The following is a 12,974-nucleotide window of genomic DNA, read 5'->3' as shown; positions in this document are numbered from 1 at the left end:
CACGACCCGGCCCCTTGCGGCCACCCCGGCCCGTTGCGGACGATCGCAACGGGCCGGGGCGCACGCAAGGGGCCGGGTCGACGAAGGGTGGGGTCAGGGGACGAGGAGACCGGTGGTCGCGGTGCGCGCCGTCTCGAAGCGGCGCTGCACGTCGGGCCAGTTCACGAGGTTCCAGAACGCCTTGACGTAGTCCGCCCGCACGTTGAGGTAGTCGAGGTAGTAGGCGTGCTCCCACACGTCGAGCTGCAGCAGCGGGATGACGCCGAGCGGCGCGTTGCCCTGCTGATCGAAGAGCTGGAAGATCACGGGACGAGCGCCCACCGAGTCCCAGGCGAGCACGGCCCAGCCGGAGCCCTGCACACCGAGGGCCGTCGCGGTGAAGTGCGCGCGGAAACCGTCGATCGACCCGAATGAGTCCGCGAGCGCCGCCGAGAGCTCGCCCTCCGGAGCCCCGCCGCCCTCGGGCGAGAGGTTCTGCCAGAACACGGAGTGGTTGATGTGGCCGCCGAGGTTGAACGCGAGGTCTTTCTCGAGCTTGTTCACCGCTCCGAGGTCGCCGCTGTCGCGGGCCGCCGCGAGCTGCTCCAGCGCCGTGTTCGCGCCGGTCACGTAGGCCTGGTGGTGCTTGGAGTGGTGCAGCTCCATGATCTTGCCGGAGATGTGGGGCTCCAGTGCCGAGTAGTCGTAGGGCAGCTCGGGGAGCGTGTACGGAGTGGACATGAGGGTTCCTTTCGTGACGGGGTCAGAGGGCGGTGTCGTGGGACAGGGCGTGGAATCGGCGGTCGATGTAGACGAGCGGGCGGGCGGGGCGGCCGGTGAGCACCTCGAGCACCTCGGCGATCACCACGGTCGACGAGCCGACGGGCACGGTCTGGATCGCCCGGCAGCGCAGCGCGACACGGGCCTCCGCCAGGTGCGGCTCGCCGGTCGGCAGCGTCGTCCAGCCCTGCTCGGGCGTGAAGCGCTCGGAGCCGCTCACCGCGAAGCTCTGGGCGAGCGCGGAGTGCTCGTCGTCGATGAGGTGCACGACGAAGGTGTCGGCGCCGAGGATGGCCCCGGCGCTCCCGGTCGCCCTGGTCACCGAGAACACGATCGCCGCCGGGTCGACCGCGACCGACGACACGCTCGACGCCGTGAGGCCGACGGGGCCGTCCGGACCCTGCGCCGTGATGATGGCGACACCGGCGGGGTGGGTGCGGAACGCCGCCTTGAGCCCCTCCCCGACCGGCGTGGGCACCGGAGCGGCGGGGTGCGGGGTGGTGTGCGGGTCGGGGGTCATCGGGTGCTCTCCTCGAGAGGGATGGGGGTGGGGGTCGCGTGGGCGCGCATGGCCGCGCGGTCGACGAGCTTCGTGCGCTCCCGGCCGCGGACGGCTCCGGCGCGGCGCTCGGCCTCGTCGATGCGCAACCAACCCTCCCAGTCCACCACGTCGGGGAGGTCCAGGGGCGGGTCACGGTCGATGCGGGCGGACGGCGTCGCGGCGAGGTCCTCCACGAGATGCTGCACGGTCTGCGCGGCGTCGGACTTGGTCGAGCCGATGAGGCCGATCGGTCCGCGCTTGATCCAGCCGGTCGCGTAGAGGCCGGCGACGGGCGTGCCGTCGGCATCGAGCACCCGCCCCTCCGCGTTCGGAACGATGCCGCGTGCCGCATCGAACGGCACACCGGGCACGGGCGAGGAGAGGTAGCCGATCGCCCGGTAGACGGCGCCGACCTCGTACCGCAGGAGTTCGCCGGTGCCGACCATGCGGCCGAGCGGATCGGAGGCCGTGCGCTCGAACTCGATGCCCTCCACACGGTCCGCGCCCAGGACACGGACGGGGCGATGCCGGAAGTGCAGGTGGATGCGCCGGGAGGCCCCGGCGGACGGACGCTGCGCCCATTCCGTGAGAGTTCGCACGATGATGCGGCGCTGCGAGAACTGCTCCAGCATGCGGGCAGCATGGTCGTCGAGCTCGAGGTCGGCGGGATCGACGATCACCTCCACGTCGTGCTGCTCCCCGAGCTCGCGCAGCTCCAGGGCTGAGAAGCGCACATCGGCCGGGCCGCGACGGGCGAAGAGGTGCACGTCGCGGACCCGGCTCGCGGCGAGCGCGTCGAGGATGTGGTCGGGGGTGTCGGTCGACTCCAGCGCCGCGGCGTGCTTCGCGAGGATGCGCGTGACGTCGAGGGCGACGTTGCCCGCCCCGAGCACGGCCACGGACTCCGCCTCCAGGCCCCAGCCCCGCGCGACGTCGGGGTGCGCGTCGTACCAGGCCACGAAATCCGCGGCGCCGAACGATCCGGGAAGCTCGGCTCCCGGCACGTCGAACGCCACGTCACGGTCGGCTCCGGTCGCGATGACGACGCCATCGTACGCCCGGCGGAGCTCGTCGACCGTCACATCGACGCCGACCTCGACGTTGGCGCGCAGCCGGATGCCGGGCTGGAGGAGCACGTCGTGCAGCGCGTCGATGATCTTGCGGATGCGCGGGTGGTCGGGGGCGACGCCGTAGCGGACGAGCCCGTACGGAGCGGGGAGCTTCTCGTACAGGTCGATGGCCGCCTCCGGCACCTCCGCCCGGAGGAGGTCGGCGGCGTAGATGCCCGCGGGTCCCGCGCCGACGATGGCGATGCGCGGCGTCACTCGTGCACCTCCTGCGGCGGGAGCGCGGCGATGAGCGGGTGGTCGTGACGGATGAGTCCGGTGCGGGCGGCGCCGCCGGGCGAGCCGATCTCGTCGAAGAACTCGACGTTGGCCTTGTAGTAGTCCTGCCACTCGTCGGGGAGGTCGTCCTCGTAGTAGATCGCCTCGACGGGGCACACCGGCTCGCACGCTCCGCAGTCGACGCACTCGTCGGGGTGGATGTAGAGCGACCGCTCCCCCTCATAGATGCAGTCGACGGGGCATTCGTCGATGCACGCCTTGTCCTTGAGGTCGACGCACGGCAGTGCGATCACATACGTCATCGCGACTTCTTCTCTGTCCCACTCACGCCCTCCACCGTAAAACCTCAAGCGCACTTGAGGTCAAATCGAGGCCGCCGAGACCCCGACCTCCCGCCGAGACCCCGCCTCCGCCGCGCGGACACGACGGGGTCTCGGCGCGAAAGCGGGGTCTCGGGGAATCAGGACGGGGAGATCTCGAAGGGGGCGGGGAGGAGGTGCTCCTCACGGGAGCTGGGGCCGACGAGGAGGGTGAAGGCGCCGGGCTCCACGGTCCGGACGCCGGCGGCGGTCACGATCGTGCAGTCCGCGACGGGGACCTCGATCCGCACGCGCGCACTCTCCCCCGGCGCGAGGTCGACCTGCCGGAAGGCCTTGAGCTCGCGGTCGGTCCAGCTCACGCTCGTCACCTCGTCCCGCACGTAGGCCTGCACGGTCTCGCGGACGGGCCGGTCCCCCGTGTTGGTCACGGTCACGTGTCCCACCACGGTGTCGCCGAGGCGCAGCTCCGTCTGCTCCAGCTCCAGCTCCGCGTACGCCACGGTCGTGTACGACCGGCCCTCGCCGAAGGCCCACGCGGGCGCCTGGGTCAGGTCGGCGTAGCGGTCGCCGTGCTGACCACGGATCTGGTTGTAGTAGGTCGGCTGCTGCCCGACGTGCCGCGCGAACGAGATGGGCAGCCGTCCCGAGGGCTCCACGGCACCCGTGACGATGTCGGCGAGCGCCCGTCCGCCCTGCATACCCGGATTCGCGGCCCAGACCACCGCCGCCGCCCGCTGCACCGAGGGCGGGAGCACGAGCGGCTTGGACGCGAGGAGCACCACGACGACGGGCTTCCCGGTCTCGATGAGCGCGTCGAGCAGGGCGTTCTGGCCGCCGATGAGCTCCAGCGTGGCCGTGGACCGCCCCTCGCCCACGAGCTCGATGCGATCGCCGACCACCGCCACCACGACGTCGGCGGCCTCGGCAGCGGCCACCGCCTCCGCGATGAGCGCAGGATCCGGCGGGCACGGCTGCACCACGGGAGGACGCGGCTGGTTGTCCGGGAAGTGCGTGCCGCGGGGGTCGTCGGCGAGCGTGAGGATGTCGGCGCCGCGTGCATGCGTGACCGTCCACGCGTCCACGGCACGGAGGCCGTCGAGCACGGTCGTGATCATCTCGCGGGGCTGTCCGTCGAGCCAGCCCGCCTGGCCCGAACCGCCGGCCCAGTCGCCGAGCTGCGTCTGCGCGTCGTCCGCGAGCGGCCCGGTCACCGCCACCCGCAGCGGAGCCGCGGCATCCAGCGGCAGCACGCCGTCGTTCTCGAGGAGCACGAGCGAACGGCGCGCGATCTCGAGGTTGAGGTCCGCGTGCGCGGCGCTGCCGACCACGGCGGACAGGTCGTCGCGGGGCAGCCGCGGGTCTTCGAAGAGTCCGAGCTCGAACTTCAGCGTGAGGATGCGGGAGACCGCGTCGTCGAAGGCGTCCTCCGGCAGCAGCCCCCGGGCGACCGCGTCCAGCGCCCCCTCGAAGAACCCCGGCGTGGTCATCACCATGTCGTTCCCGGCGCGCACGGCGGCGGCCGCGGCAAGGGTGAGGTCGGGCTGCACCCGCTGCTCCCACACCATCCGGCCCACGTTGTCCCAGTCCGTGATGAGGGTGCCGGTGTAACCCCACTCGCCGCGGAGCACGTCGCTGAGCAGCCACTCGTTCAGCGTGATCGGCACGCCGTCGGTCGTCTGGTACCCGAGCATGAACGTCCGGCAGCCCTCGCGGGCGACCCGCTCGAACGGCGGCAGGAACCAGGAGCGCAGCTTGCGCGGGGAGATGTCCGCCTCGCTGGCGTCGCGTCCGCCCTGCGTCTCGGAGTAGCCGGCGAAGTGCTTGGCCGTCGCGAGGATGGCCGTGGGGTCGTCGAGCCCGTCACCCTGATACCCGCGGACCATCGCGCTCGCAAGCTCCCCGATGAGGAACGGGTCCTCTCCGAACGTCTCCCCCACCCGTCCCCAGCGCAGGTCGCGGGCGATGCACAGCACGGGCGAGAACGTCCAGTGGATGCCGGTCACGGCGACCTCCTCGGCCGTCGCCCGCGCCACGCGCTCGACGAGCGCCGGGTCCCAGGACGCCGCCATGCCGAGCTGCGTCGGGTAGATGGTGGCACCGGGCCAGAACGAGTGGCCGTGGATGCAGTCCTCGCCCACGAGCAGCGGGATGCCGAGCCGGGTCTGCGCGACCAGGGCGGCAGCGCGACGCAGACGCTCGTCCGAGGCGTGCAGGATCGATCCCGCGTGCCGCCGGAGCACGTGGTCGTCGATGTCGTCGCGGGCGTCGAGCTGGAGCATCTGTCCGACCTTCTCCTCCACGGTCATCCGGGCAAGGAGGTCGGCAACGCGTTCGGGGATGGTGAGGTCGGGGTCCTGATAGGGCAGTGCAGTGGTCGTCATGTCGCGTTTCCGTCGGGCGGGTGGGGGGTCTCACATCCTCACCGATCCGAGCGGGATCGCCGTCGAGGGCACGCCGTTCCCCCCGGTTCGAGAATCCTCCCGGCTAGGCTCGGGCGCATGGCCATCGACCTCGAAGCGCTCTACATCGATCTGCACCAGCACCCGGAGCTGTCGTTCCAGGAGACCAGGACGGCGGGCATCGCCGCCCAGCACCTGCGCGACCTCGGGCTCGACGTCGAGGAGGGGGTCGGCGTGACCGGCGTGGTCGGGGTGCTGCGGAACCCTTCGACGGGCTCAGGCCCTTCGACAGGCTCAGGGACCCAGGGCGGCGATGCAGGGACCCAGGGCGGCGATACAGGGACCCAGGGCGGCCCTTCGACAGGCTCAGGGACCCAGGTGGGTGAGGAATTCCCGCGGCCGGTGGTGTGGGTGCGTGCCGACATGGACGCCCTCCCGGTCGAGGAGCAGACGGGGCTGGCGTACGCGAGCACCGCGAAGGGCGTCGACCCGGCCGGCACGACCGTGCCGGTGATGCACGCGTGCGGCCACGACATGCACGTCACCGCGATGATCGGCGCGGTCGAGAAGCTCGTGGCCACGCGCGCGGAGTGGTCGGGCACCCTCGTCGTGCTCATCCAGCCTGCCGAGGAGTACGGCGCCGGTGCCAGGGCGATGCTCGACGACGGCCTGCTCGCCCGCTACCCGAAGCCCGACGTGGTGCTCGGTCAGCACGTCACCCCGCTCCCCGCCGGGATCGTCGGCGTTCGCAGCGGCACCCAGATGGCGGCGTCGGACGGTCTCACCGTCACCCTGCACGGCCGTGGCGGCCACGGCTCCCGCCCGCACGCCACGATCGACCCGGTCGTGATGGCGGCCGCGACCGTGATGCGCCTGCAGACGATCGCCTCGCGCGAGATCGACCCGCAGGGCGTGGCCGTGGTGACGGTCGGCTCGATCCACGCCGGACTCAAGAACAACATCATCCCGGCGGAGGCGAAGCTGGAGCTCAGCCTCCGCTACCCGAACGAGGACGTGCGGGAGAAGGTGCTGACGAGCGTCGAGCGGATCGTGCGCGCCGAGGCGATGGCCTCCGGCGCGGAGCGCGAACCCGAGATCCACACGCAGCACACCCTGCCCGCCACGATCAACGACGAGGAGGCCACGGCGCGGGTCTCGGCGGCGCTGCGTCGGGCGCTCGGGGAGTCGGCCGTCGTCGACCCCGGCATGTTCACCGGCAGCGAGGACGTCTCGTGGTTCGCCCGCGACGCCGAGGTCCCGCTCGTGTTCTGGTTCTGGGGCGGCGTCGACCCCGCCCGGTTCGCCGAGGCCGTCGCCGCGGGCACCGTGGCGAAGGACATCCCCACGAACCACTCGCCGTTCTTCGCGCCGGAGATCCATCCGACGATCGAGGTCGGGGTCACGGCGATGTCCGCCGCCGCCCGCGAGTTCCTCGCCTGACGCGGGTCGGGCTGCTCAGACCTCGACGATCCCCGGCGCGGGCGGAGGCGGCGGCGCGAGCTGCCGCTGCGGCACACCGTGCGCCTCGCGGTGCAGCCGCTCCATGCGGGTGTCGAGTTCGGCAGCGGCGTCGGCGGCGTCGCTGAGGCTGTCGACGAGGTGCGCGGGCACCTGGTTGGAGAACTTGTAGTAGATCTTGTGCTCCAGGCTCGCCCAGAAGTCCATCGCGATGGTGCGGAACTGCACCTCGACCGGCACGGACAGCGCGCCCGTCGAGAGGAAGACGGGGACCTCGATGATGGCGTGCAGGCTCTTGTACCCGTTCGGCTTCGGGTTCGCGATGTAGTCCTTCACCGTGCGGACGGTCACGTCGTCCTGCGCGGTCAGCAGATCGAACAGCCGGTAGACGTCCGCGACGAAGCTGCACGTCACCCGCACTCCGGCGATGTCGGTGATCTCGGCACGGATGCGGTCGAAGTCGGGGTCGTCGATGCCCTTCCTGGCGATCTTCTCGACGATGCTGTCCGGCGACTTCAGCCGGCTCTTCACGTGCTCGATGGGGTTGTACGCGTGATCGTGGGTGAACTCGTCGCGGAGGATCGAGATCTTCGTCTCCACCTCGCGCATCCCGAACTCGTACTCGCGGAGGAAGCGCTGCAGCTGGTCGCGGAGCTCTTTCGCCTCGGAGATCAGGTGCTCGTCGACCGGGATCACGCTCATGAGGACGACGTTATCGATCCGTGATCGGAAACCCCTGTGGATTCGAGAGCGCGACGCGGGCGTCCTCGAGGTGCTGGCCGGAGAGTAGACCGGGGAGGCCGCGCCCCTGGCGGGTGGTGAACAGCAGCACGATCGCGACGAGGATCAGCACCGAGGACAGCGCGTCGAACACCCCGCCGAGCATCCCGAGAGCCGTGAGTCCGCCGATGCCGCCCGCCCAGCGCAGCAGCCGGGCGAGCGCGGCCGGCAGCGGCGACCCGGTGTAGCGCAGCTGCACGGCGAGGTCTCCCACCGAGCGGCCGGTGACGAGGATGACCACGAGCCACAGCGCACAGGCGGCCGCCGTGCTCACCGTGCCGGCGAGGGTGCCGTCGAGCACGGCCTGACGGTCCTGCACGACATACTCGAGCCAGAGCTGCACCGCGACGCCCCCGGCGAGCACGACGAACCCGTTCGCGAGTCCGTCGCACAGCATCGCCAGCGCGCGGCGACCCCGGGTGACCGGGCGCGGCTCGTCGGCATCCGCCCGCGCCTGCAGGCCGCGCAGCGACCGGGGCACCACGAGAGCGAGCACCGAGCCGAGCACGGCTCCGGTCGTGTTCGTCATCAGGTCGCCGACGTCGAAGAAGCGGTAGGCGCACGGGTACAGACCCCAGACACCGGTGAGCTGCGTGGTCTCCACGAGCAGCGAGAGCCCGAAGCCGGCGAGGAGCGCGGTCGGGAGGCCGCGTCCGCCCAGCACGCGGAGGAACGCCCCGAGCGGGACGAACAGCAGCACGTTGAACACGAGCTGGAGCAGGGCGGGCTGGCGCAGCGGGTTGCTCGGCGCCGCGAACGCCTTCTGCACGTCGCGCACGACCGACATCGGGTCGGTGATCGCCCCCACGCAGCGGATGGCGTCCGGATCGGGCAGCGGCAGCAGCGTGTACGTCCAGATGGCCCAGAAGTAGACGAGCGCCGCGAGCCAGAGCAGCGTGCGGCCGAGCGAGAGGCGTCCGCGGCGGCGGTAGCTGATCGCGACGAAGGGCACGAAGAGGACGACGCCCGCGGCCAGGCCGATCGCCACGGCGATGACCCCCAGAACGACCTGATCCCCCACTGACGCAAGGATACCGGGAGGCCGTGAGGATTCCGTGAGGGAGCGCCACCGGGCCGTAGGGATTCCGTGAGGATCGCGTGAGGGCGCCTCCGGTCGGCGTAGTGTCGCCGGACGTGTCAGAACAAACGAGGCCGACCCCGGACGCGCCGCCGCGCGCCAAGCGCATCCTGCTCGGCGACCCGCTGACGAGCGCCCAGGTCGACGAGCAGCTCCTCCCCAAGCGCATGGCGCTGCCGATCTTCGCCTCGGACGCGCTGAGCTCGGTGGCCTACGCCCCGCAGGAGCTCGTGATGATCCTGCTCATCGGCGGCCTCACGTTCCTGTCGTTCACCCCGCTCGTCGCCGCGGCCGTCGTCGTGCTGCTGCTCGTGGTGGTGCTCAGCTACCGGCAGCTCATCAAGGCGTACCCCTCCGGCGGCGGCGACTACGAGGTCGCGTCCAAGAACCTCGGCGAGATCCCCGGGGTGATCGTGGCCGCGGCCCTCCTCGTCGACTACGTGCTCACGGTGGCCGTGTCGGTCGCGTCCGGGGTGGACAACATCATCTCGGCGCTGCCGGTGCTCGACCCGCTCCGCGTGGAGCTCGCGGTCGGCTTCGTCGTGCTCATCATCATCGTGAACCTCCGCGGCGTACGCGAGGCGTCGCTCGTGTTCGCGATCCCCACGTACGTGTTCATCGGCTCGGTCGGCATCATGATCGTCACCGGGCTCGTCCGGACGGCACTCGGCGACGCCCCGATCGCGTCCAGCGCGGAGTTCGCCGTGCAGGCCGAGAGCCTCAGCCAGGCGGCCGTGCTGCTGCTCATCCTCCGGGCGTTCTCCAGCGGCTGCTCCGCGCTGACCGGGGTGGAGGCCGTGTCGAACGGCGTGCCCGCGTTCCGGGCCCCGAAGGTGCGCAACGCCCAGTCGACCCTCGTGCTCATGGGGACCATCGCGATCTGCCTGTTCTCCGGACTCACCGCCCTCGCCCTCATCGCCGGCGTGCACTACGCCGAGAACCCCTGCGACCTCATCGGCTTCGACTGCACGACCCCCCAGCCGAGCCTCATGGCGCAGATCGCCGCGGCGACGTTCGGCGGCGGCAGCATCCCGTTCTTCATCGTGCAGGCGGCCACGGCCTGCGTGCTGCTCCTCGCGGCGAACACCGCCTTCAACGGCTTCCCCCTGCTCGGGGCCGTGCTCGCCCGCGACGGCTACGCCCCGAAGTCGCTGAACACCCGCGGCGACCGGCTCGTGTTCTCCAACGGCATGATCCTCCTCGGGATCGCCGCGATCGCGGTGCTCGTGGTGTTCCAGGCCCGGCTGACGACGCTGATCCAGCTCTACATCATCGGCGTGTTCGTGTCGTTCTCCCTCGGCCAGATCGGCATGGTGCGGCACTGGCGACGGCTGCTCCGGGCACCCGCCCCGCCGAGCGGCGACGGCGCCGCGGATCGGCGTTCCGCGCGCATGGGGCTGATCATCAACTCCGCCGGGGCGACGCTGACCGTGCTCGTACTGGTCATCGTGACGATCACGAAGTTCACGCACGGCGCCTACCTCGTGTTCTTCGCCATCCCGGTGCTCGCGTTCCTCATGATCGGCGTCAAGCGGTACTACCGGGACGTCGAGCACGAGATCGCCATCGACGACACCACCCGCTTCGGCGCCTCCGGCGACGTGGCGATCGTCCTCGTGAACCACCTGCAGAAGCCGGTGATGAAGGCCATCGACTACGCGATCGCCGCCAAGCACGACAAGACCCTCGCCGTGCACGTGGCCGTGTCTCAGGACGACGCCGCGCGCCTGCAGCAAGAGTGGACCGACCACCTCGTGCCGGTGCCGCTCGTGATCGTCGAGTCGCCGTACCGCTCGTTCGCGCAGCCCGTGACCCAGTTCATCCGGCAGTACCGCGAGAAGCACGGCTCCTCCGTCGTCACGGTCTACCTGCCGCAGTACATCGTGGGGCACTGGTGGGAGAGCTTCCTGCACAACCGGCGCGCCCGCCGCCTCGCGAACCAGCTCATGCTCGTGCACGGGGTGTCGATCACCCTGGTGCCGTGGCTGCTCGACTCGTCCGAACTCATCTACGGCCGGCGCTCCCGTCCGCTGCCCGGTCAGGAGCGGGCGGGGCGGCCGGTCGTGGTGGCCGGACGCCGGGCGCACCGCCCCGCCGGGCCGCCGTCCGAGTCCTGACGGCGGCGCTCAGGAGCCGGCGAGGACCGCGCCGAGGATCGTCGCGGCCTCGGGGAAGCGGGACGGGTCGGCGCTCGCGTAGTTGAGCCGCACGTAGGAACCGGAGGGCTCCGCGGGGAACCACTCGCTCCCCGGCGCGATGACGAGGCCGCGCGCCGCGCACTCCCGGACGACGGCTGCGGCGTCGGTGCCGTCGGGCAGCCGGAGCCAGAGGTTCAGCCCGCCCACCGGCACGGCCTCCACCAGCGCGGTCGGCGCCTGGGCGGTCAGGCACGACAGCAGGAGGTCGCGCCGCGAGCGCAGCTGCTCCCGGAAGCCGCGGAGGTGTGTGCGCCAGGCCGGCTGCGTCACCACGTCGAGGGCGGCGGCCTGCAGCAGGCCGCTGACGTACATCGACTCCGCCGCACGATCGGCGAGGATGCGATCCCGGGCGGGACCGCGCGCGATCACCGCCGCCACCCGCAGGGACGGCGACACGCTCTTCGTCAGCGAGCGCAGGTACACCACATGGCCGTCGTGGTCGGAGGCGGCCACGGGGCGCGGGTCGGCGTCGATGCCGAGGTCGTGCGCCCAGTCGTCCTCGATGAGGAAGGCACCGTGGCGACGGACCGCGTCGAGCACGGCCTCCCCGGTCGCCGCCGGCCACTGCGCGCCGGTGGGGTTCGCGAACGTGGGCTGCGCGTAGAACGCCCGGGCTCCGGTCTCGGCGAGCGCCCTGTCGACCGCGTCCGGATCCGGGCCCTGCGGCCCGGAGGGGACGGGAACGAGCACGACCCCCGCCTGCTCCGCCGCGAGCAGGGCGCCCCAGTAGGTCGGCGACTCGATGAGCAGCGGCCGGCCGACGCCGACGACCGCCCGGAAGATCGAGCTCAGTCCGCTCTGGCTTCCGGAGATGACGACGGCGTCGCGGGCGGTCGGCACCGTGATCCCCGCCGGGGCCGCCGCGGCCAGCTCCGCCGCGAACCACTCCTGCAGCCCGGGCTCGCCGGCCGCGGGCGAGCGGGTGAGGGCGGACGCGGTCCGGGAGGCGCGGACGAGGGCCTGCCGGACGAGCCGCTCGGGGAGGAGGTCCGGAGCCGGATACCCGGAGTGCAGCCCGATCGCGTCCGGCGAGGTCGGGCGCTGCGCCGAGGAGAGGCCGTCCAGGCGCACGGCGGCGGCCCCCAGGGCTCCGGACTGCCAGCCGTAGTCCGCCGGCAGGACCGTGCGCGCGGCGCGGACGAACGTGCCGACGCCGGGTCGCGCGTCCACGAGCCCGAGGCGGACGAGCTGCTGCACAGCCTTCTGCACGGTCACGGGGCTCGCGGCGTACTCGGCCGTCAGCGCGCGGTTGGAGGGGAGGCGGGCTCCGGGGGCGGCCGTAGCGATCCACGCCCGCAGGCCGGCCACGATCCGCGCGGTGCTATCCTGACTCATGAAAGAACACAGTAGCGTTATCCGTCCGAACGGAACACTGCTATCCCGCGCCGCCGGTCCCGGTTGGGGGCTGCTGGGCGTCGTCGCCTTCTCGTTCACGCTCCCGTTCACGCGGATCGCCCTCGGCGGCGGACTCTCGGCGCTGTTCATCGGCTCCGCGCGCGCGGTCGTCGCCGCCGTGCTCGCCGCGGTCGTCCTCCTCGCCACCCGTCAGCAGCCGCCGAGCCCGGTCCAGTGGGCACGACTCGCGATCGTCGCCCTCGGAGTGGTCGCCGGCTTCCCGCTGCTGACGTCGTTCGCGATGACCACGACGCCGGCGAGTCACGGCGCGGTCGTGATCGGCCTCCTCCCCGCCGCGACCGCCGTGGCCGTCGTGCTGCGCACCCGCGAGCGCCCGTCCGCCTCGTTCTGGGTGTTCGCGCTTCTCGGGTCCGCGGCGGCCCTCGTCTTCGCGACGGTGCAGAACGGCACGCCCGGCGCCCTCCGCCCCGCCGACCTCCAGCTGTTCGGCGCCGTGATCGCGGCGGCCGTCGGCTACGCGGAGGGTGGCCTGCTCGCCCGCGAACTCGGGGCCTGGCAGACGATCTCCTGGGCCCTGGTGCTCGCAGCTCCGGTCATGCTCGCGGTGGCCGTGGCCGCCGGGGTCGCCGCCCCGCCCGTCGCCAGCCCGACCGCGTGGCTCGCATTCGCCTACCTGGCCGCGGTCAGCATGTTCCTCGGATTCTTCGCCTGGTACCGCGGCCTCGCCATCGGCCCGATG

11 protein-coding genes are annotated in these 12,974 nt (G+C 72.0%); 3 read left to right on the top strand and 8 right to left on the bottom strand.

The features are described 5' to 3' along the window. Positions 1–93: 93 nt before the first annotated feature. From CJ226_RS06185 to CJ226_RS06165, 5 genes are all read right to left on the bottom strand, one after another. Complete coding sequence (locus tag CJ226_RS06185; protein WP_062633094.1) at positions 94–720, bottom strand: superoxide dismutase; 627 nt, start codon at positions 718–720, stop codon at positions 94–96. Positions 721–742: 22 nt separating this feature from the next. Continuing rightward, positions 743–1,279: a flavin reductase family protein gene (locus tag CJ226_RS06180; RefSeq protein ID WP_025103994.1), complete on the bottom strand. Its 537-nt coding sequence runs from the start codon at positions 1,277–1,279 to the stop codon at positions 743–745. Further along, positions 1,276–2,625, bottom strand: a complete 1,350-nt coding sequence (locus tag CJ226_RS06175; protein ID WP_219719865.1) for an FAD-dependent oxidoreductase — start codon at positions 2,623–2,625, stop codon at positions 1,276–1,278. The genes CJ226_RS06180 and CJ226_RS06175 overlap by 4 nt, the downstream gene beginning before the upstream one ends. Beyond that, the gene (fdxA, locus tag CJ226_RS06170; protein WP_025103996.1) at positions 2,622–2,948 is read right to left on the bottom strand and encodes a ferredoxin; all 327 of its coding nucleotides are present in this window, start codon (positions 2,946–2,948) and stop codon (positions 2,622–2,624) included. The genes CJ226_RS06175 and fdxA overlap by 4 nt, the downstream gene beginning before the upstream one ends. 158 nt (positions 2,949–3,106) lie before the next feature. Beyond that, a complete protein-coding gene (locus tag CJ226_RS06165; RefSeq protein WP_102208651.1) occupies positions 3,107–5,347 on the bottom strand; it encodes a glycoside hydrolase family 3 N-terminal domain-containing protein in 2,241 nt (746 codons plus the stop codon). Between the two features lie 117 nt (positions 5,348–5,464). Between CJ226_RS06165 and CJ226_RS06160 the strand changes: the two genes are divergently transcribed. After that, positions 5,465–6,805: an amidohydrolase gene (locus CJ226_RS06160; RefSeq protein ID WP_102208650.1), complete on the top strand. Its 1,341-nt coding sequence runs from the start codon at positions 5,465–5,467 to the stop codon at positions 6,803–6,805. Between the two features lie 15 nt (positions 6,806–6,820). Here the strand turns inward: CJ226_RS06160 and CJ226_RS06155 are convergent, their stop codons facing one another. Beyond that, a complete protein-coding gene (locus CJ226_RS06155; protein ID WP_025104005.1) occupies positions 6,821–7,525 on the bottom strand; it encodes a GTP pyrophosphokinase family protein in 705 nt (234 codons plus the stop codon). Between the two features lie 10 nt (positions 7,526–7,535). Further along, on the bottom strand, positions 7,536–8,624 hold the full coding sequence (locus CJ226_RS06150) for a VanZ family protein (RefSeq protein ID WP_102208649.1): 1,089 nt from the start codon (positions 8,622–8,624) through the stop codon (positions 7,536–7,538). Positions 8,625–8,848: 224 nt separating this feature from the next. Here CJ226_RS06150 and CJ226_RS06145 point away from each other — a divergent pair, with 224 nt between their 5' ends. Then, positions 8,849–10,798 carry an APC family permease gene (locus CJ226_RS06145; RefSeq protein ID WP_374754524.1) on the top strand — a complete coding sequence of 650 codons (1,950 nt, stop codon included), beginning with the start codon at positions 8,849–8,851 and terminating at the stop codon, positions 10,796–10,798. A gap of 9 nt (positions 10,799–10,807) precedes the next feature. Here the strand turns inward: CJ226_RS06145 and CJ226_RS06140 are convergent, their stop codons facing one another. After that, positions 10,808–12,214, bottom strand: a complete 1,407-nt coding sequence (locus CJ226_RS06140; protein ID WP_102208647.1) for a PLP-dependent aminotransferase family protein — start codon at positions 12,212–12,214, stop codon at positions 10,808–10,810. Here CJ226_RS06140 and CJ226_RS06135 point away from each other — a divergent pair. Further along, a partial coding sequence (locus CJ226_RS06135; protein WP_102208646.1) for a DMT family transporter occupies positions 12,213–12,974 on the top strand: 762 nt, incomplete at its 3' end. The two genes, CJ226_RS06140 and CJ226_RS06135, sit on opposite strands and share 2 nt — an antisense overlap.

The organism is Microbacterium sp. UMB0228, from assembly GCF_002871415.1.
GTDB lineage: Bacteria > Actinomycetota > Actinomycetes > Actinomycetales > Microbacteriaceae > Microbacterium.
The sequence above is the reverse complement of the archived record's forward strand: the minus strand, read 5'-3'. Positions and strand labels throughout refer to the sequence as shown.

Bases quoted from the DNA above. Each gene is read 5' to 3' on its own strand.
- CJ226_RS06185 (WP_062633094.1), bottom strand. From the start codon at position 720: ATGTCCACTCCGTACACGCTCCCCGAGCTGCCCTACGACTACTCGGCA.
- CJ226_RS06180 (WP_025103994.1), bottom strand. From the start codon at position 1,279: ATGACCCCCGACCCGCACACCACCCCGCACCCCGCCGCTCCGGTGCCC.
- fdxA (WP_025103996.1), bottom strand. From the start codon at position 2,948: ATGACGTATGTGATCGCACTGCCGTGCGTCGACCTCAAGGACAAGGCG.
- CJ226_RS06165 (WP_102208651.1), bottom strand. From the start codon at position 5,347: ATGACGACCACTGCACTGCCCTATCAGGACCCCGACCTCACCATCCCC.
- CJ226_RS06160 (WP_102208650.1), top strand. From the start codon at position 5,465: ATGGCCATCGACCTCGAAGCGCTCTACATCGATCTGCACCAGCACCCG.
- CJ226_RS06155 (WP_025104005.1), bottom strand. From the start codon at position 7,525: ATGAGCGTGATCCCGGTCGACGAGCACCTGATCTCCGAGGCGAAAGAG.
- CJ226_RS06145 (WP_374754524.1), top strand. From the start codon at position 8,849: ATGGCGCTGCCGATCTTCGCCTCGGACGCGCTGAGCTCGGTGGCCTAC.
- CJ226_RS06140 (WP_102208647.1), bottom strand. From the start codon at position 12,214: ATGAGTCAGGATAGCACCGCGCGGATCGTGGCCGGCCTGCGGGCGTGG.